This is a genomic window from Solirhodobacter sp. (genome assembly GCF_964715405.1).
On record NZ_CBAICG010000011.1, the window covers coordinates 78,711 to 98,242 of the forward strand.

The following is a 19,532-nucleotide window of genomic DNA, read 5'->3' on the forward strand; positions in this document are numbered from 1 at the left end:
AATCGGTATGAATGATTGGATTGCGAACATTGATCCAAAGACTCTAATTGCTGCCTTCTCTGCAGTAGTGTCTCTGGGTGCGGCAGCAGTCTCAATCCACGCAAACTGGCGTTCACGAAAGCTATCTGAAGCGTCTATTAGAATAGCCGAATTTAACGCTTCACAAGCTCACCGAAAGGCGATCTTTGAATGGGCATCGCGATGCCAGGATGCGACCTCTGAGGCATACACTTATTTCACTTGTAACCTTAGTGATTCAGGGCAGATTTCTTCGATCTTAACTGATCTTACGGCCTTGATTGATACTGGTCGATGGCTGTTGCCCAACAAAGATCATGATAAATATGGCCAGAATAAACAGGCCGCTTACTCTGGTATCAGACAGCTTCCTCTAGATTGCCTGGTTGAAGTTTATGACTTGCTGTTGGAACAATTTCTTTCCAAGAATAGCGGCAACGAGCGGACTAACGCTGAAACTATCGAAAACCGCATTCGATTATTGAAGCGGGAATTTACCTCCGCGATTCAAGAAAGGCTCGAGCCCAGGGTCTTTGAGCGAGAATTGGCAAAGCTGAGATCGAAAGCGCCACAATGACCAAACCCGACAACCCCGCCGAGCCGTTCAAGAAGGCGCTCGCCGAGGCGACCAAGACGATCGCGCATGATGCCGAGATGACGGTCAGCTACTCGGTCGATCCGCCGGGGATGACGGCCGACACCATGCGCCTGCCGCAGGTCAGCCGCCGCATGACGCGCGACGAGGTGATGCTGGCGCGTGGCACCGCCGATGCCTTTGCGCTGCGCCACCGCTTCCACGACGTCAAGACGCATGCGAAATACACCCCGCAGGGCCAGATGGCGCGCGACCTCTACGAGGCGATGGAAACCGCGCGCTGCGAGGCCGTGGGCGCGCGCGAGATGCCGGGGACGGCGACCAACATCGACGCCAAGATCGCGCATGAGGCCGACCGCAAGGGCTACAGCCAGATCACCCGGCGCGAGGATGCGCCGCTGGCGACCGCCGCGGGCTTCCTCGTGCGGCAACTGGCGACGGGCCGCGACCTGCCCAAGGGCGCCGAGAACGTCACCAACCTGTGGCGCGGCTTCATCGACAGCCAGGCCGGCGGCGATCTGCAGAAGGTCGGCGAGGTGCTGGCCGATCAGGCGGCCTTCGCGCGGCTGTCGCGCAAGGTGATCGCCGATCTGGGCTATGGCGACCAGTTGGGCGACGACCCCGACGAGGGCGAGGATGAAGGCGAGGACTCGGCCGAGGAGGACGAGGACAACCCCGATAGCCAGAGCGACGATCAGGACGACACCGAAGAGGCCGACGCCGCCCCCGAGGACAGCCAGGACGAGACGCAGGACCAGAGCCAGGCCCAGGTCTCGATGGAGGAAGCGCCCGACGCCGACATGTCGGACGAGGCGGAACTTCCCGACGGCGAGGCGCCGCTGGAACCGCCGCCGCCCGCGCCCCACTCCGACGCGGACCCGAACTACACCGTCTACACGACGGATTTCGATGAGGAAATCCGCGCGCAGGACTTGGCCGACCCGGCCGAGCTGGAACGGCTGCGGACCTACCTTGACCAGCAGTTGGAACCCTTGAAGGGCGCCGTGTCGCGGCTGGCCAACAAGCTGCAACGGCGGCTTCAGGCGCAGCAGAACCGCTCGTGGCTCTTTGACCTCGAAGAAGGCATCCTTGACGCCGGGCGGCTGGCGCGGGTGGTCGCGAACCCGACCACCCCGCTATCCTTCAAGCAGGAGAAGGACACCGAGTTCCGCGACACGGTGGTTACGCTCTTGCTGGATAACTCCGGTTCCATGCGTGGCCGCCCGATTTCCATCGCCGCGATCTGCGCCGACGTGCTGGCCCGCACGCTGGAACGCTGTCAGGTGAAGGTCGAGATCCTCGGCTTCACCACCCGCGCCTGGAAGGGCGGCCAAAGCCGCGAACGCTGGCTGGCGAACGGTCGCCCGCAGCAGCCGGGCCGCCTGAACGACCTGCGCCACATCATCTACAAATCCGCCGACGCGCCGATGCGCCGCTCGCGCGAGAACCTTGGGCTGATGATGAAAGAGGGGCTCTTGAAAGAGAACATCGACGGCGAGGCGCTGGAATGGGCGCACCGCCGGATGGTGGCCCGGCCCGAGGCGCGCAAGATCCTGATGGTGATTTCGGACGGGGCGCCGGTCGACGACTCAACTCTGTCGGTCAACCCCGCGAATTACCTCGAAAAACACCTGCGTGACGTGATCGCGATGGTGGAGCGGCGCAAGGCCGTCGAACTGATCGCCATCGGCATCGGCCATGACGTCACGCGCTATTACCAGCGCGCCGTGACGATCACCGACGTGGAGCAACTGGCGGGCGCGATCACCGAGCAACTGGCGGGCCTGTTCGAGGCCGATCCGAAGTTGCGCGCCCGTGCGATGGGCCGCATGTATGGGGGGCGCCGCTGATGTTCCAATCGTTCGGAGTGACCGCCCGGCCCGAGCAGGGGCCGCCCCGCCTTGCAGCCCTGCGCGAAAAGCTTGCCGCCGAGCGCCTGACCGGCTTCATCATCCCCCGCGCCGACGTGCATCAGGGCGAATACGTCGCCCCGCATGACGAGCGGTTGCAATGGCTGACCGGCTTCACCGGCTCGGCCGGGTTCTGCATCGCGCTGCCGACCATCGCGGGGGTCTTCATCGACGGACGCTACCGGGTGCAGGTCAAGGGACAGGTGGACCTTGCGCATTACACCCCGGTGCCCTGGCCCGAGATCAAGCCGGGCGACTGGTTGAAGGATCAGTTGCCGAACGGCGGCGCGGTTGGCTTCGACGCCTGGCTGCACACCGCCGACGAGATCGCGAAGATCGAGGCCGCGCTGGAGGGAACCGGGGTCACGCTGAAGCCGGTGGCGAACATGGTGGATGCGATCTGGCCCGATCAACCCGCCCCGCCGTGTGGCAAGGTCATCGTGCATCCACTTGAGCTTGCAGGAGAATCATCGGCCGACAAGCGCGCCCGTCTGGCCGCCGAACTGGCGAAGGCCGGGCAGGCCACCTGCGTCATCACGCTGCCCGACTCGGTGTCGTGGCTGTTCAACATCCGCGGCAGCGACGTGGCGCGGAACCCGGTGGTGCATGGCTTTGCGATCCTGCGCGCGGATGCGTCGGTCACTCTGTTCATCGACCCCGCCAAGCTGACGCCCGAGGTGCGCGCGCATCTGGGCGACGCGGTGCTAGCGCTGCCCGCCGATTTCGCCGCCGCGCTGAAGGCGCTGACCGGCCCCGTGCGGGTCGATCGCGCAACGGCCCCGCTGGCGGTCTGGCACATCCTTGACGCGGCGGGGATCAGGACCGTGGCCGGGCAAGACCCCTGCCTGCTGCCCAAGGCACGCAAGAACGCGGCCGAGATCGAGGGGATGCGCGCGGCGCACCTGCGCGACGGCGCCGCAATGGTGGAATTCCTCGCCTGGCTCGACGCCAATGCGCCGGGCGACTTGACCGAGGTCGACGTGGTCACCGCGTTGGAAGGCTACCGCCGCGCCACCAACAGCCTGCGCGAGATCAGCTTCGAGACGATCTGCGGATCGGGCCCGCACGGCGCGATCATGCACTACCGCGTGACCGAGGAAACCAACCGGGCGCTGGCGACGGGCGAGTTGCTGGTGGTCGACTCGGGCGGGCAATATCCTGACGGCACCACCGACATCACCCGCACCGTGGCCCTGGGCGAACCGCAAGCCGAGGCACGCGCCGCCTTTACCCGCGTGTTGCAGGGCATGATCGCCATCAGCCGCGTGCGCTGGCCCAAGGGGCTGGCGGGCCGCGACCTCGATGGCTTCGCACGCTACAACCTTTGGCTGGCGGGGCAGGACTTCGACCACGGCACCGGGCATGGCGTCGGCGCCTACCTTTCGGTGCACGAGGGGCCGCAGCGGCTTTCGCGCATTTCCGAGGTGCCGCTCGAACCCGGCATGATCCTGTCGAACGAGCCCGGCTATTACCGTGAGGGCGCCTTTGGTATCCGCATCGAGAACCTTGTGGTGGTGCAAGAGGCAGCGCCCCTGCCCGGTGGCGACGCGCATCGTGCCATGCTGGCCTTCGAAACGCTGACGTGGGTGCCGATCGACCGCCGCCTGATCGACGCCGACGCCCTGTCGCGCGGCGAACGGGACTGGCTGAACGCCTACCATGCCACCGTCTGGGCGATGATCGGCCCGCGCGTCAGCGACAGCGCGCTGGTCTGGCTGATGGCTGCAACCGCGCCGATCTGAGCTGGAAAGGAAGTCGCCCGGCCCGCCCGCCTCTGCATCCGGACTGCCCAGGGAGCCCGGGTCGTGCGCGCAGGCGGGCCGGGCTGGTCGAAACCGGGCATCGGGCCTTCCGCCCCGGCAAAGTCGCGCTCGAACGGGTCTGAACCGGCGGCGCCCCATTGCGTAGGCAGCGCGCTTTTGCCATGACAGGGGCGCCGCGGCGGCCCGCGGCCTCCAGCCGTGCGAGGTTCAGGATGTCCAATCTGCCGCCCGCGGCGTTGAGCGAGCTTGGCGCGCTACTCGGCCCCCGTCTGGTCGCTTCGGCCGCCGATCGCGAGTTGCACGGCCGGAATGAGACGCATTTCCCCCATCTGCCCCCCGACGCGGTCGCCTACCCCGAAACCACCGCCGAGGTCGCCGCGCTGATGGCGATCTGCGCGCGCCACGGCGTGCCGGTCACGGCCTGGGGCGCGGGCAGCTCACTGGAAGGGCACGCGCTGGCGCTGAAGGGCGGGGTCACGGTGGATTTCGCCCGCATGGCACAGGTGCTGGAGGTGCGGGGCGAGGATATGGTGGCCCGTGTGCAGCCCGGCCTCACCCGCGAGGCGCTGAACACCGCGTTGCGCGCGACGGGGCTGTTCTTCCCGGTCGATCCCGGCGCCAATGCCTCGCTCGGCGGCATGGCCTCCACCCGCGCCAGCGGCACCACGGCGGTGCGCTACGGCACGATGCGGGACAACGTGCTGGCGCTGGAGGTGGTGCTGGCCGATGGCCGGGTGATCCGCACCGGCACGGCGGCGCGCAAATCCTCGGCGGGCTATGACCTCACCGCGCTCTTTGTCGGGGCCGAGGGCACGCTGGGCCTGATCACCGAACTGACGCTCCGCCTGCAGGGCCAGCCTGAAGCGGTCTCGGCCGCCGTCTGCGCCTTCCCGGCGATCGGTCCGGCGGTCGAGGCGGTGATCGCCACCATCCAGTCGGGCATTCCGATGGCGCGGATCGAATTCGTCGATGCCGCCACCGTCGCCGCCTTCAACGCGCGTGATCACGCCGGGATGCCGGAACAGCCGCACCTGCTGGTCGAATTCCACGGCTCGCCTGCCGCCGTTGCCGAACAGGCCGAACGCTTTGGCGAGATCGTGGCCGAGGCGGGCGGTGAAGGCTTTCGCTGGGCCTCGCGCCCCGAAGACCGCGCGGCGCTGTGGCGGATGCGGCACAACGCCTACTACGCCTGCCTCGCCCTGCGTCCCGGCTGCACCGCCTGGGTGACGGATGTCTGCGTGCCGATCTCGCGCCTTGCCGAGGCGGTGGAGGAAACGCGGGCCGACATTGCGGCCTCGTTCATCCCCGGCCCGATCCTCGGCCATGTCGGCGACGGCAATTTCCACGCGATCCTGCTGGTCACGCCGGGCAACGCGGCCGAGGCGGCCGAGGCGAAACGGCTGACCGACCGGATGGCCGACCGCGCGCTGCGCCTTGGCGGCACGGTGACCGGCGAGCATGGCATCGGCATGGGGAAACTCGATTACATGGAACGTGAGCATGGCGCAGGGTGGGATGTGATGGGGCAGATCAAGCGGACGCTCGACCCGGCGGGGCTGCTCAATCCGGGCAAGATGGTGCGGGGGAACTGATGGCCGCCGACAGTGCCGAGGGCTTCGCCCGCAGCTTTGCGCAAGGGTGGCTGGCGCAGGACATCGCGACCCTTGGCCAGCTTTTCGCCGAGGATGCGGATTTCCTCAGCCTGACCGGCGACTGGGCCGAGGGTCGCGTCGCGATCGAACGCACGTTGACGGCCGAATTCAAGGGCGCCTTCGCCCGGGCCCGGCTGGTGACCGGGCGCGCCAAGCTGCGCGTCCTCGGCCCCGGCGCGGCGGTAGTGCATCAGCGCTTTGTGCTCAGTGGCGTGCTGAACGCCGATGGCAGCGATGGCGGACGGATCGCCACGGTGCTGATGGCCGTCGTCACGCGGCAGGGGCCGGGCTGGGTTGCCGTCTCGGCGCAGTTCACGGCCGAGGGCTGACCCGTTCCCACCGTTGCAGCACGTCGCCGCCCAGCGGTTCGACCGACAGCAGCCGAAAGCGCGGCGCCCCGGCCAGCGTGCCGATGCCAAGCGCGCCGATCCCCGGCCGCCCCTCGGCCCCCAGCGCCAGACCGGCCGAAAACAGCATCAGGTCATCCACCAGCCCGGCGGCCAGCAGCGATGCGGCCAGCGCGCCACCGCCCTCGCAGAACACCCGCGTCAGCCCTTCCGCCCCCAGCGCCTGCAGCATTGCCGCCGGGGCAAGATGCCCCCCGTCCGGCGCCGCGACCGGGATCAGCCGCGCGCCCACGCCCAGCCAATGCGCGCGCTGCACGTCGGTCACCTGCGCCGGGTCGTGCAGCAGCCACAGCGGCGCCTCGGCCACCGTCCGCGCCAGTTGCCAGCCCTCGGGCAGATCGAGCCGCCGCGCCGCCACCAGCCGCACCGGCTGACGCAGCGGCCCGAAGCCGCGCACCGTCAGCAGCGGATCGTCGGCCCGCGCGGTGCCGCCGCCGATCAGCACCGCGTCATGCGCGGCCCGCATCGCGTGAACGGCATGGCGCGCCTCGGGCCCGGTGATCCATTTGCTTTCGCCGCCCGCCGTGGCGATGCGCCCGTCAAGGCTGGTGGCCAGCTTCAGCGTGACCATCGGACGACCTTGCATGATGCGGCTCAGGAACCCGCGATGGGCGCGGCGGGCGGCGGCGGCCTCGATCCCCTCGGTGACGTCAATCCCCGCGGCCCGCAGCATCGCGTGCCCGCGCCCCGCCACCCGGGGGTCGGGGTCGGTCAGCGCGGTTGCCACCCGCGCCACCCCGGCGGCAATCAGCGCCTCGGCGCAGGGCGGCGTCTTGCCGTGGTGGGCACAGGGTTCCAGCGTGACATAGGCGGTGGCGCCGCGTGCCGCCGTCCCGGCCTGCGCCAGCGCGCGCACCTCGGCATGGGGCCTGCCGCCAGCTTGCGTCCAGCCCCGCCCGACGATCCGGCCCTGATGCACCAGCACGCAGCCCACCGCCGGGTTGGGCCAGGTCTGCCCCAGCCCACGCGCGCCCAGCGACAGCGCGTGGCGCATGTGCCGGGCGTCGTCTTCGGCTGTCACTCTTCCGCGCCGGGCTGCGGGCGCAGCTCCAGCATGAACTTGTCGAAATCGCCCGCCGCCTGGAAGTTGCGGTAAACGCTGGCGAACCGCACATAGGCCACGGTGTCGATCCGGGCCAGCGTCTCCATCACGATCTCGCCGATCACCTTTGATGGCACATCGGTCTCGCCCAGGCTTTCCAGCCGCCGCACGATGCCCGAGATCATCTGGTCGATCCGCTCGGGGTCGATCGGCCGCTTCTGCATGGCGATGCGGATCGAGCGTTCCAGCTTGTCGCGGTCGAAATCCTCGCGCTTGCCAGAGTTCTTGATCACCACGAGGTCGCGCAGTTGCACGCGCTCGTAGGTCGTGAAGCGCCCGCCGCAGGCCGGGCAGAAGCGTCGCCGCCGGATCGCAACGTGATCCTCGGCGGGGCGCGAGTCCTTCACCTGGGTGTCGATATTTCCACAGAACGGGCAGCGCATGCTCTCTCCCTCGGGGGCGATCCTGACTTGTCCACAGGCACTATAGGCGAGCCGCCACAGTTTGGGTAGAGGGTCGCGAAGCCCACTAGATCGCCGGGCCGCAGGGTGTCGCGCGCGACACGGGCGGGCACCGATTGATCCCGGCTTGGTGATCCACCTTGTCGGCCCTGTCCGCTATCCTAGCTGTCATGGTAGACCAAGGAGACGCGCCATGACCCGCCTGACCGCCAGGGATTTCGACCAGAACCTGCTGGACCTTTACGATCACTACGCCCACGGCGTGATCACCAAGCGCGAGTTCCTTGAGCGTGCCACGAAATGGACGGTCGGCGGGCTGACCGCCGGGGCGTTGCTGAAGATGCTCAGCCCGGATTACGCGCTGGCCCAGCAGGTCAGCTTCACCGACCCCGCGATCCACGCCGGCTACACGCACTACGACTCGCCCAACGGCAACGGCTCGGTGCGCGCCTACCGCGTGCGGCCCGCGAACGGCGCCGCAAAACTGCCCGCCGTGGTGGTGGTGCACGAGAACCGGGGGCTCAATCCCTACATCGAGGACGTGGCGCGGCGGCTGGCCAAGGCCGGGTTCCTCGCCCTCGCGCCCGACGGGCTGACCTCGGTCGGCGGCTATCCGGGGAACGACGAGGACGGCACCACGCTGCAAAAGCAGGTCGATCCGGTCAAGCTGATGAACGACTTCTTCGCCGCGGTCGAGGTGCTGCTGGCCGACCCCGAAAGCACCGGCAAGGTCGGCATCGTCGGCTTCTGCTACGGCGGCGGCGTCGCCAACGCGGCGGCCGTCGCCTACCCCGAACTCTCAGCCGCCGTGCCCTTCTACGGCCAGCAACCCAAGGCCGACGACGTGCCGCGCATCAAGGCCCCGCTCCTGCTCCACTACGCCGAGCTTGACACCCGCATCACCGGCGGCTGGCCCGCCTATCAGGCCGCCCTCGACGCCAACCACAAGGTCTACGAGGCGCACATCTACCCCGGCGTCAACCACGGCTTCCACAACGACACAACGCCCCGCTACGACAAGGCGGCGGCGGAACTGGCCTGGGGTCGGACGGTGGCGTGGTTCGGCAAGTATCTCGCCTGACGCCCGTCAGTAGTGATACCGGCACTGGACGATGATCAGCGCATCTGCGGTCGGTTTATAGACCAGCCGATGCTCGCGGGTGATGCGGCGCGACCAGAACCCCGCAAGGTTGCCCTTCAAAGGCTCGGGCTTCCCGGTGCCCTCAAACGGATGACGCTGGCATTCCTTGATCAGGGTCGCGATCTTGCCGAATATCGCCGTGTCAGTGGCCTGCCAATGCAGCACCTGCTCCCACGCGTCGGCCGTGAAACTGACGTTCATCCCTCGGCGAGGCGGTCGAGGTCTTCCATCGTCTTGACCACGACCTCGCCGCGATCAAGCTGCGCGATCGACCGCCGCAGGGCCTCACGATTCGCCTTCGTCGCCAGCAGATAAGCCGTCTCGTCCATCGACTCGTAGTCCTCCAGCGAGATCATGACGACCGGCTGCCCGTTCGCGCGCGTCACAAGCACAGGCTCATGGTCATCATTCACCCGGTCCATCATGGCCGAGAGGTTCGCACGCAGTTCGGTGGAGGTGGTGTGTTTCATGCGGGGGAATGTACGTGATCGCGTACATGTGGTCAACACTACTGGCCATAGCCGCCACGCTGTTGACGGCCAATCCCCGCGAGAGCCTGACCGCTATGCAGAACGTTTGATTTCGCGGGACCACAACCAACGGCCAAGTACAAAGATCAGTATTGCCACAGGCAGGTCATAAATGAAGTTTGGCCCAAGACTCTGATTCATGCAAAACCAGCCCCACGCCTTGCACTCAAGCATATGGCGAGGAAACGTCACGGGCAGCACAACGAGCAAAAAAACTAGGTAGGCAACAGCAATCAAAGCCCACTCGGACAACAGATTCCGCGTCGAAAACGACCGATTTGCAAGCCCGAATGACATGACCCCTAAAATAAGAAAAGGAGATGCGAAAAGTAAAACCTCTCTCACCGCTGAATTCGGCATAACCTTTGCAATTTGAGAGTTGGTCTTTACAACAGCCACACTCAACCCGACAACAAACCCACATACCATCAGCAGCATTTGACGAAAAACAACAACTGTATCACGGCGATTCATTATCACTTATCTCTTCCTCGATTGCCAAGCTTGAGGCGCACCACCTCCCGCAAGAGCAAGAAAACGAGAAAAATTATCAAGAGCGGCCATAAGGAAAGAATTGTGTCCCGCGCCTCCGTAGCAAAGATGCCGATGTTGAAGCGGGAGACCACAAACCAAGATATTACGAGTACGTAAATCCACGGCTTCGTAAGCACTTGCACCAGCGCGGGAACCAATAGAGCAAGTAGCGGCATCCCTAATCCCTTTGCAATCGCCACGCCGCCATAACGTTATCGTGACTTGGGAAATCGCACAACAAGGACTTTACCGTTAGATCGCCCGCTGGCGACAGAGCACCTCCCCCCTCACTGATCCAGGAAACTCCGCAACTTCCTGCTCCGGCTCGGATGCTTCAGCTTCCGCAGCGCCTTCGCCTCGATCTGGCGGATGCGCTCGCGCGTCACCGAGAACTGCTGGCCGACCTCTTCCAGCGTGTGGTCGGTGTTCATGCCGATGCCGAACCGCATCCGCAGCACCCGCTCCTCGCGCGGGGTCAGGCTGGCCAGCACCCGCGTCGTGGTTTCCTTCAGGTTTTCCTGAATGGCGGATTCCAGCGGCAGGATGGCGTTCTTGTCTTCGATGAAGTCGCCAAGCTGGCTGTCTTCCTCGTCGCCGATCGGGGTTTCCAGCGAAATCGGTTCCTTGGCGATCTTCATCACCTTGCGAACCTTTTCCAGCGGCATCTGCAGCTTTTCGGCCAGTTCTTCCGGCGTCGGCTCGCGGCCGATCTCGTGCAGCATCTGCCGCCCGGTGCGCACCAGCTTGTTGATCGTCTCGATCATGTGCACCGGAATGCGGATGGTGCGGGCCTGATCGGCGATGCTGCGGGTGATCGCCTGCCGGATCCACCATGTTGCATAAGTGCTGAACTTGTAGCCGCGCCGATACTCGAACTTGTCCACCGCCTTCATCAGGCCGATGTTGCCTTCCTGAATAAGATCAAGGAATTGCAGCCCGCGGTTGGTGTATTTCTTGGCGATGGAGATGACGAGGCGAAGGTTCGCTTCGACCATTTCCTTCTTGGCCTGCCGCGCCTCTTTCTCGCCCTTCTGGACCTGATTGACGATCCGGCGATACTCGGAAATGTCGACGCCCACATACTGGCCGACCTGCGCCATTTCCGACCGCAGTTCCTCCACCTTGTCGCGGCTGCGTTCGATCAGCGCCTGCCAGCCACGCCCCGCCTTGTCGGCCATGCGGTCCAGCCAGGTCGGGTCAAGCTCGTAACCGCGGTATTCGTCGATGAATTCGCGCCGGTTGATGCGGGCCTGATCGGCGAGCTTCACCATCGACGAGTCGATCGACATGATCTTGCGGTTGATGCCGTAAAGCTGGTCGATCAGCGCTTCGATCCGGTTGTTGTGCAGGTGCATCGAGTTGACCAGCTCGACGATCGCGCTGCGCAGCTTCTGATAGGCGGCCTCGGCCTCGGCGGTGAAGGTATTGTCTTCGTTCAGCGTCGCCGACATGCGCAGGTCCTGCATCTCGGCAAGATGGACGTAGTGGCCCGCGATCTGTTCCAGCGTTTCCAGCACGCGCGGCTTCAGCGCGGCCTCCATCGCGGCCAGCGACATGTTGGACTGCTCGTCGTCCTCCTCGTCGTCGTCCGAGCGCATCAGCGGGTTGCCGTCGGCATCCAGCTCGGGCTCGTCCGCACCGCCCGCCGCGCGGGCGGACCCGCCGCCGACCTCGACCCCCTCGAGGCTCGCGCCCTCAAGTTCGCCGTCTTCGTCCATCGTGCGGCCGAAGGTCGCCTCAAGGTCGATCACGTCGCGCAGCAGGATGTCTTCGCTGAGCAGTTCATCGCGCCAGATCGTGATGGCCTGGAAGGTCAGCGGGCTTTCGCAGAGCCCGAGGATCATCGTGTTGCGGCCGGCCTCGATGCGCTTGGCGATGGCGATCTCGCCTTCGCGGCTGAGCAGTTCGACCGAGCCCATCTCGCGCAGATACATCCGCACCGGATCGTCGGTGCGGTCGAGCGTTTCCGTGGTGGAGGTGGACACCGCGACCTCGCGCGAGGTCGAAACCTCGACCAGTTCGCCGCCCTCGGCCTCGCCCTCTTCGGCCTCGTCGTTCTCGATGACGTTGATGCCCATCTCGGACAGCATCGACATCACGTCCTCGATCTGCTCCGACGACACCTGTTCGGGCGGCAGAACCTGATTGAGCTGATCATAGGTGATGTAGCCACGCTCGCGCGCGTCGGCGATCATCCGCTTGACGGCCGCCTGGCTCATGTCAAGCGAGCTGTCGGCTTCCTGCTCTTCGGTCTTGGCGTCGTCAGTGTCTTTGGCAGCCATGGAAGCTCCTCGCGAAGGCCGAATCGTTCGGCCGGTGTATCGAATCAATAGCGCGAATCACAGGGGCGGAAAGAGATCAGCCCTTTTTCTTTACCCAGACCTCGGCATCGATCAGGCTTTGCAGATGCGCCGACAGGGCCGCGCGGTCCTCGCCAAGGTCGTTGCCATCCTCGTTATGCGCGCGTCCGGCCCGGTTGTGGGCGTCGGCGGCCTGCGTCAGGCGCCAGGTCACGCCCTCGTCGGCCAGGCCGTCAAGATCCTCCGACGCTTCGCTGATCTCCCGCTGCACGCCGCGGGCGGCCTCCAGCTTCGCCAGTTCCTCGGCCAGGCACATCGCGGCTAGCTCGGAATCGCCCGCCTCGCGGACAGGTGGCGCGATCCGCACGTGGGCGAGCGCGAACAGCCTTTCAAGGTCATCGCCCGCCACCGCCGCGATCTTTTCCCTGAGCGCGGCCGGATCGTCGATGTCGGCATGGCGCAGAATCGCGTCGCGCAGCCGGTCGTAGCCCGCCCCGTGCAACTCCAGCCGCTCCATCTCGCCCTCGAAGCGGTGGATCAGCGCGGGATGCGCGATCAGCGTGGCCAGGATCACCGCCTCGCGCAGCCGCTCGCCGGTGGCCGCATCGTCGGCGGCCAGCAGCGAGCCGCGGGTCGAGGGCAGCGGCGCCAGGGGCGTGAAGGACGCCGAACCCCGACGGTTGGCGGGCGGCCGCCGGGTGCCGAACAGCTCCCACCGCAGTTGCTTGATCGCCTCGCCGTAATGCGCCCGGATCGAGGGATCCTTGATCCGCGTCAGCGCGGCGCGCAGCGTCTTGTCGAGTGTCGCCTTGCGTTCCGGGCTGTCGAAGACCTTGCCCTCGGTCTCGCGCCGCCAAAGCAGCGCGACCATCGGCAGCGCCGCGTCGAGTTGCTTTTGCAACGCCGCAGCCCCCGGCCCGCGCAGGATCTCATCCGGGTCTTTGCCGCCTTCGAGGATGGCAAAGCGCAGCCCCTGCCCCGCCTCCAGCAACGGCAGCGCCAGGTCGACCACCCGCAACGCGGCGCGCAGCCCGGCCGCGTCGCCGTCCAGCGCAATCACCGGCTCGGGGTGAATGCGCCACATCAGCCGCAACTGCTCCTCGGTCACCGCCGTGCCGAGCGGCGCCACCGCTGCCTCGAAGCCGCCTTCGACCAACGCGATCACGTCCATGTAGCCTTCGGCCACGATCAGTTGCTGGCCCTTGCCTGCGGCATCCCGCGCGGGGCCGTGGTTGTACAGGCTGCGGCCCTTGTCGAACAGTTCGGTTTCCGGCCCGTTGATGTATTTCGCCCGCGCGTTGGGGTCGAGCGCGCGGCCGCCAAGGCTGATCGCCCGCCCGCGCGCATCGCGGATCGGAAAGATCACCCGGCCCCGGAACCGGTCATAAGGCTCGCCGCTGCCCTCGGGCCGCGCCGCCAGCCCCGCATCCACGACCAGGTCGCCCGCCACGCCCTTGGCCCGCAGATGCGACCACAGCGCCTGCCGCGCATCGGGCGCCCAGCCAAGCTCGAACCGCGCCTGCGACGCCTCCGGCAACCGCCGCCGCGCCAGATAGTCGCGCGCCACGCCGCCCACCCCGGCCCGCAGTTGCAGCCGGTAGAACTGCACCGCCTGTTCCATCACCTCGGCCAGTTGCCCGCGCCGGTCGGCCTGCTGCGCCGCCACCGGATCGCGCGCGGGCACCGGCATCCCGGCCTCGCGTGCCAGCAGTTCCACCGCCTCCATGAAGCCCATGTTCTCGGTCTCGCGCAGAAAGGTCAGCGCGTCGCCCTTCGCGTGGCAACCGAAGCAGTAGTAGAACCCCTTGCGGTCATCGACGTGGAAGCTGGCCGACTTTTCCTGATGGAACGGGCACGGCGCCCAGTAATCACCCTTGCCCTGGTTCGAGCGGCGCATGTCCCACACGACCTTGCGCCCCACCACCTGGGAGAGCGACACGCGCGAGCGCAATTCTTCGAGAAATCCGGGGGGCAGACTCATGGCGCGAATATCGGCCCCCGCGGGGGCCAAGTCCAGAGCTTGTCAGCCCCATCCGGGCCGGTCGGGTCAGCCCTTCAGGTCCGCGCCGCGACCGCCGACATCGCCGCCGCGATCTCGTGCACCGCGGTACGGGCCATCGAGCGCATGACGAGGATCACCAACCCCTCGCCGTCGCGCCAGATCACCGCCATCATGTGACCCAGCGCCGAGCGCGCCGCCGCACCTTCGCCAAAGGCCGAGGGCCGCAGGTCCAGCGGCACCAGTCGCGCCAGCACCTGATCAGCCCCCGGCCCCGCCAGCCGCAGGGCGGCCCAAGCGTCGGTCTGATCGGTCAGCGCGGCAAGCCCGTCCAGCGCCACCGGATCGGCGTTCAGCACGAAGACCTGCCCCCGCCCGGACCAGACGATGCGCGCGTCCCCCTTGGCCTGGGTCGCGTTCGGCGCCGGAAAGGCCAGCCCCAGTGCCGCCGTCAGCGCGTCGGACACGGCCCCCTGCTGGCCCGCGAACGGCGCCACCGAGGTGATGCGCGCAATCCCGGCATCGGTCAGCGTGAAGGCGCCATGCGTGACCGGCACCAGCCCCTCGGTCGCCGAGGTTGCGATCAGTTCAGCCACGGGCACGGCCTCCTTCCGGATCGAAGAACACGGGGTCCACCACTTCGCACATCACCTCGACCTTGCGCAGATGATCGACGAGGCGAACCGTCTCGCCATGCCGGGCGCGCCCGTCGATCAGGAAGCCAAGGCCAAGGTAGCTGTCCACCGTCGGCGACCAGCAGACCGAGGTGACATAGCCCTGATCGTGCTCGCGTTTCGCCGGGTCGGTCTTGCGGAAGAGATGCGCCCCCGCGCCGATCTGACGGTCGGGGTCGATCGGGCGCAGGCCCACCAGTTGCTCGCGCTCGGGCCCCACCATGCCGGGGCGGGCGGCAGAGGCCTTGCCGATGCAATCCTTCTTCGCGCCGACCATCTTTTCCGCGCCGATGTCGAAGGCGGTGGTGCGGCCGTGAATCTCGGCATGGGTGATCAGGCCCTTCTCGATCCGCAGCACGTTCAGCGCCTCCATCCCGTAGGCGCCGCCCCCCATCGTTTCGGCCCGCGCCACGAGGTCGCGGAACAGCGCGGCGCCATACCGGGCGGGAACCGCGATTTCATAGGCGTGTTCCCCCGAGAACGAGATCCGGAAGAGCCGCCCCTGCACGCCCGACACGCTGACCGACCCGCAGCCCATGAAGGGCCAGTCCTCGGGCTTCAGACGTTCGTCCAGCACCGAGTTCAAAAGGTCGCGCGCCCTCGGCCCCGCCACGGCGAACTGCGCCCATTGCTCGGTGACCGAGATGAAGCGCAGATCCCAGTGCGGACGCAGCGCCTGATGCACGAAGTCGAGGTGCCGCATCACCAGACCCGCCGCCGCGGTGGTGGTGGTCATCAGGTAGTGATTTTCGGCAAGGCAGGCGGTGGTGCCGTCGTCCATCACCAACCCATCCTCGCGCAGCATCAGGCCATAGCGCACGCGGCCCGGTTTGAGGGTGGAAAACGTGTTGGTGTAGACGAAGTCGAGGAAGGCGCCCGCATCACGGCCCTGAATGTCGATCTTGCCCAGCGTCGAGACGTCGCAGACCCCCACCCGCTCGCGCACATAGCCCACCTCGCGGTCGCAGGATTCGCGCCAGTTCGCCTCGCCGGGGCGCGGGAAATAGCTCGGGCGATACCAGAGCCCGGCCTCGATCATCGGCGCGCCGCGCGCCACGCTCGCGTCATGGCTGGTGGTGAAGCGTTGCGGCGCGAAGCCCTCGGCCCGGCCCCCGGCGCCGATCGCGGCGATCGAGGTGGGAACGTAGGGCGGGCGGAACGTCGTGGTGCCGGTCTCGGGGATGCCCCGGCCCGTCGCATCGGCCAGCACCGCCAGCGCGCCAACGTTGGAATTCTTGCCCTGATCCGGCGCCATGCCCTGGGTCGTGTAGCGCTTCATGTGTTCGACCGACGCATAGTTTTCCTGCGCCGCCAGCCGCACGTCCTTCACTGTCACGTCGTTGGCAAAGTCGAGCCAGGCGCGCTTGTCGCCCTCGACCACCCAGAGCGGGCTGATCGCATAGGCGCCGTCCTCGGCCTTCGGCACCGCGAGGTCGGGCGCGGCCCGGCCCAGCGCGGCCAGCGCCACCCCGGCGGCGCGCGCGCCGTCCTGCAAGCATCCGGCCGTCGTGAACACCCCCGCCGCCGCGCCGCAGGCCGTCAGCCCCGGCGCCGCGCCAGGCGCAGGCACGAAGGCGGCAATCTCGGGGGTCCACACCGGCCGCCCGTTCATGTGGCAGGTCAGGTGCAGGGTCGGGTTCCAGCCACCCGAGACGGCAAGGCAATCGGTCTCGATCCGCCGCTCGCCGTTCTGGTCGCGCACGGCGACCCATTCAAGGCCATGCCGCCCGGCCGTGCCCACCACCTGCGCGCCGCGATAGACGCGATAATCGCCATCGACCGATGCGTCGGGGCGGCTGTCGATCACGGCGGCCACCTTGATGCCCGCCGCCACCATCTCGTCCGCCGTCCTGCGCGCGCTGTCGTTGTTGGCGAAGACCGTCACCGCCCGGCCCGGCGCCACGCCCCAGCGGTTGACATAGGCGCGCACGGCCGATGCCATCATGATGCCCGGCCGGTCGTTGTCGGCGAAGGCAATCGAGCGTTCCAAGGCCCCTGCGGCCAGGATCGCCTGCCCCGCCACGATGCGCCAGAAACACTCGCGCGGGCGGGCGCCGGGGGCGGCCACGTGCAGGCCCACCCGCTCCAGCGCGGAATAGGTGCCGTGGTCATAGGCCCCCGTCACCGCCGTGCGCGTCATCAGCCGCACGTTGGGCATCGCCGCCAGTTCCGCCAGCACGCCCTCGGCCCAGTCGCGCTGCGGCTGGCCGTCGATCTCGCCGGCATCGGCCAGCAGACGGCCGCCCATGCGGCTGTCTTCCTCGGCCAGGATCACCTCGGCCCCGGCCCGCGCGGCGGTCAGCGCCGCCATCAGCCCGGCCGGACCGGAGCCGATCACCAGCACGTCGCAGAACGCGAAGGCCTTTTCATAAAGCCCCTCGTCATGCTTGCCCGACAGGCGGCCCAGCCCCGCCGCGCGGCGGATCATCGGCTCGTAAAGCCGTTCCCAGAGCGCGCGCGGCCACATGAAGGTCTTGTAGTAGAACCCCGCGCTGAAGAACGGCGCCATCAGGTCGTTTACCGCCAGCGCGTCATGGCGCAGCGAGGGCCAGCGGTTCTGGCTTTGCGCCGTCAGCCCCTCATACAGTTCCTGCACCGTGGCGCGCACGTTCGGCGTCTGTTGCGCGCCCTCCAGCACCTCGACCAGCGCGTTCGGCTCTTCCGACCCGGCCGTCAGCACGCCGCGCGGGCGGTGGTACTTGAAGCTGCGGCCGATCAGCCGCACGTCGTTCGCCAGCAGCGCCGAGGCGAGCGTGTCGCCCCGGAACCCGCTGTAGGTCACCCCGTCGAAGCGGAAGTTGAGCGGCGCCTTGCGGTCGATCAGGCCCTTGCCGTCGATCCTCATGCCGCGCCCTCCGCTTCAGCCGCCAGCCGCACCGACAGCACCGCATGTGTCACCGTATTGCGCTCCACCACCAGCCAGGCAGAGCAGCCCATGTCGTGATACCACAGGTCGCGTGTCACCCCGGCGGGGTTGTCGCGCAGGTGCAGGTAGGCGTCCCACGCCTCGGGCGCCGCACCCTCGCCGGGTCGGCGCAGATAGTCATCCGAGCCGTAATAAGTGAACTCGCGCCGGTCGCGGGGGCCACAGAGGGGGCAGGTGATGCGCATTTGTGATCCCTCAGTGCAGGTTGTGCTGGCTGCCGGTGCCTTCTTCATCAAGAAGATGCCCCGTCGCAAAACGATTGAGCTTGAACCGGCGCGCCACGGCGTGGCTTTCGCCCGTCGCCATCAGATGCGCCATGCACCACCCCGACGCGGGCACGGCCTTGAAGCCGCCGTAGTTCCAGCCCGCATCGACGAACAGCCCCTCGATGTGGGTCTTGTCGATGATGGGCGAGCCGTCCGGCGTCATGTCCATGATCCCGCCCCAGGACCGCAGCAGCTTCGCGCGCCCGATCATCGGCATCAGCGTCATGCCCGCCTCCATCACATGCTCGACCATCGGCAGGTTCCCCCGCGAGGCGTAAGAGGCGTAGAAGTCGAGGTCGCCGCCGAACACGAGGCCACCCTTGTCGGACTGGCTGATGTAGAAATGCCCCATGCCGAAGCTGATGACGTGGTTGATCACCGGCTTCAGCCCTTCGGTCACGAAAGCTTGCAAGACGTGGCTTTCGATCGGCAGCCGCATCCCCGCCATCGCCGCCACCTGACCCGACCGCCCGGCCACCACCATGCCGACCTTGCGCGCCTTGATCGCGCCGCGCGTGGTCTGCACGCCGGTCACCCGGCCGTTCTCGATGTCGATCCCGGTCACCTCGCAGTTCTGGATCAGGTCCACCCCGCGCTGATCGGCGCCGCGCGCATAGCCCCAGGCTACCGCATCGTGCCGTGCCGTGCCGCCGCGCGGGTGCAACAGGCCGCCGTAGATCGGAAAGCGGGTCTGCTCGAAATCGAGATAGGGCAGATGCTGGCGCACCCCCTCGCGGTCCAGCAGGATCGCGTCGTCGCCCTGATTGATCATCGCGTTGCCGCGCCGGGCGAAGGCGTCACGCTGCCCGTCGGAGTGGAACAGGTTGATCAGCCCGCGCTGCGAATGCATCACGTTGTAGTTGAGGTCGGCCTCCAGCCCCTCCCACAGCTTCATCGAGTGGCTGTAGAACTCGCTGTTGCCCGGCAGGAAGTAGTTCGCCCGCACGATGGTGGTGTTGCGCCCGATGTTGCCCGAGCCGAGGTAGCCCTTTTCCAGCACCGCGATCCTGGTCAGCCCGTGGTTCCTGGCCAGATAGTAGGCGGTGGCCAGCCCGTGCCCGCCGCCACCGATGATGATCGCGTCGTAGTCGGCCTTGGGGTCCGGGTTGCGCCAGGCGGGTGTCCAGCCCTTGTTGCCGAACAACCCTTCCTTGATGACCCTGAGGCCCGAATAGCGCATGACGCCGCTCCTTCACGTTCCGGTCCAAGTGAACCGGGAATATCCCCGGTTTACAAGGACGGGCGGACCGAAACCTCGCCAGCATGCGACAAAATCAGTCGTTTTTGCCCTGACCGCCCAGACCGGAGCGGGGC

At 67.1% G+C, this 19,532-nt stretch carries 17 protein-coding genes; 6 read left to right on the forward strand and 11 right to left on the reverse strand.

Going from position 1 to position 19,532, the window contains the following annotated elements:
* Positions 1 to 7: 7 nt before the first annotated feature.
* From AC11WY_RS07140 to AC11WY_RS07160, 5 genes are all read left to right on the forward strand, one after another.
* Positions 8 to 595 carry a hypothetical protein gene (locus AC11WY_RS07140; protein WP_482923939.1) on the forward strand — a complete coding sequence of 196 codons (588 nt, stop codon included), beginning with the start codon at positions 8 to 10 and terminating at the stop codon, positions 593 to 595.
* Positions 592 to 2,463 carry a cobaltochelatase subunit CobT gene (cobT, locus tag AC11WY_RS07145; RefSeq protein ID WP_482923941.1) on the forward strand — a complete coding sequence of 624 codons (1,872 nt, stop codon included), beginning with the start codon at positions 592 to 594 and terminating at the stop codon, positions 2,461 to 2,463. The genes AC11WY_RS07140 and cobT overlap by 4 nt, the downstream gene beginning before the upstream one ends.
* Entirely contained in the window at positions 2,463 to 4,265 is a 1,803-nt protein-coding gene (locus AC11WY_RS07150) for an aminopeptidase P family protein (RefSeq protein WP_482923943.1), read from the forward strand. Before cobT ends, AC11WY_RS07150 begins: the two co-directional genes overlap by 1 nt.
* 233 nt (positions 4,266 to 4,498) lie before the next feature.
* The gene (locus AC11WY_RS07155; protein ID WP_482923945.1) at positions 4,499 to 5,878 is read left to right on the forward strand and encodes an FAD-binding oxidoreductase; all 1,380 of its coding nucleotides are present in this window, start codon (positions 4,499 to 4,501) and stop codon (positions 5,876 to 5,878) included.
* Positions 5,878 to 6,267: an SgcJ/EcaC family oxidoreductase gene (locus tag AC11WY_RS07160; RefSeq protein ID WP_482923947.1), complete on the forward strand. Its 390-nt coding sequence runs from the start codon at positions 5,878 to 5,880 to the stop codon at positions 6,265 to 6,267. The genes AC11WY_RS07155 and AC11WY_RS07160 overlap by 1 nt, the downstream gene beginning before the upstream one ends.
* Here AC11WY_RS07160 and ribD read toward each other — a convergent pair.
* On the reverse strand, positions 6,251 to 7,366 hold the full coding sequence (gene ribD / locus AC11WY_RS07165) for a bifunctional diaminohydroxyphosphoribosylaminopyrimidine deaminase/5-amino-6-(5-phosphoribosylamino)uracil reductase RibD (RefSeq protein WP_482923949.1): 1,116 nt from the start codon (positions 7,364 to 7,366) through the stop codon (positions 6,251 to 6,253). The genes AC11WY_RS07160 and ribD overlap by 17 nt on opposite strands.
* Positions 7,363 to 7,830: a transcriptional regulator NrdR gene (gene nrdR / locus AC11WY_RS07170; RefSeq protein ID WP_482923951.1), complete on the reverse strand. Its 468-nt coding sequence runs from the start codon at positions 7,828 to 7,830 to the stop codon at positions 7,363 to 7,365. The genes ribD and nrdR overlap by 4 nt, the downstream gene beginning before the upstream one ends.
* Positions 7,831 to 8,041: 211 nt before the next feature.
* Here nrdR and yghX point away from each other — a divergent pair, with 211 nt between their 5' ends.
* Positions 8,042 to 8,929, forward strand: coding sequence for a YghX family hydrolase (gene yghX / locus AC11WY_RS07175; RefSeq protein ID WP_482923953.1), 888 nt, complete (start codon positions 8,042 to 8,044; stop codon positions 8,927 to 8,929).
* Positions 8,930 to 8,935: 6 nt separating this feature from the next.
* Here yghX and AC11WY_RS07180 read toward each other — a convergent pair whose 3' ends face one another.
* From AC11WY_RS07180 to AC11WY_RS07220, 9 genes are all read right to left on the reverse strand, one after another.
* A complete protein-coding gene (locus AC11WY_RS07180; protein ID WP_482923955.1) occupies positions 8,936 to 9,190 on the reverse strand; it encodes a Txe/YoeB family addiction module toxin in 255 nt (84 codons plus the stop codon).
* Positions 9,187 to 9,459, reverse strand: a complete 273-nt coding sequence (locus AC11WY_RS07185; RefSeq protein ID WP_482923957.1) for a type II toxin-antitoxin system Phd/YefM family antitoxin — start codon at positions 9,457 to 9,459, stop codon at positions 9,187 to 9,189. The genes AC11WY_RS07180 and AC11WY_RS07185 overlap by 4 nt, the downstream gene beginning before the upstream one ends.
* 93 nt (positions 9,460 to 9,552) lie before the next feature.
* Positions 9,553 to 9,993, reverse strand: coding sequence for a hypothetical protein (locus AC11WY_RS07190; protein ID WP_482923959.1), 441 nt, complete (start codon positions 9,991 to 9,993; stop codon positions 9,553 to 9,555).
* A 347-nt stretch (positions 9,994 to 10,340) separates the two neighbouring features.
* Entirely contained in the window at positions 10,341 to 12,335 is a 1,995-nt protein-coding gene (gene rpoD, locus AC11WY_RS07195; protein WP_482923960.1) for an RNA polymerase sigma factor RpoD, read from the reverse strand.
* A 76-nt stretch (positions 12,336 to 12,411) separates the two neighbouring features.
* Positions 12,412 to 14,334, reverse strand: coding sequence for a DNA primase (gene dnaG / locus AC11WY_RS07200; RefSeq protein ID WP_482923962.1), 1,923 nt, complete (start codon positions 14,332 to 14,334; stop codon positions 12,412 to 12,414).
* A gap of 74 nt (positions 14,335 to 14,408) precedes the next feature.
* Positions 14,409 to 14,948: a sarcosine oxidase subunit gamma gene (locus AC11WY_RS07205; RefSeq protein WP_482923964.1), complete on the reverse strand. Its 540-nt coding sequence runs from the start codon at positions 14,946 to 14,948 to the stop codon at positions 14,409 to 14,411.
* Complete coding sequence (locus AC11WY_RS07210; protein ID WP_482923966.1) at positions 14,941 to 17,871, reverse strand: sarcosine oxidase subunit alpha family protein; 2,931 nt, start codon at positions 17,869 to 17,871, stop codon at positions 14,941 to 14,943. The genes AC11WY_RS07205 and AC11WY_RS07210 overlap by 8 nt, the downstream gene beginning before the upstream one ends.
* Positions 17,868 to 18,137 carry a sarcosine oxidase subunit delta gene (locus tag AC11WY_RS07215; RefSeq protein WP_482923968.1) on the reverse strand — a complete coding sequence of 90 codons (270 nt, stop codon included), beginning with the start codon at positions 18,135 to 18,137 and terminating at the stop codon, positions 17,868 to 17,870. Before AC11WY_RS07215 ends, AC11WY_RS07210 begins: the two co-directional genes overlap by 4 nt.
* Before the next feature lie 10 nt (positions 18,138 to 18,147).
* Positions 18,148 to 19,398 carry a sarcosine oxidase subunit beta family protein gene (locus AC11WY_RS07220; RefSeq protein WP_482923970.1) on the reverse strand — a complete coding sequence of 417 codons (1,251 nt, stop codon included), beginning with the start codon at positions 19,396 to 19,398 and terminating at the stop codon, positions 18,148 to 18,150.
* Positions 19,399 to 19,532 lie beyond the last annotated feature (134 nt).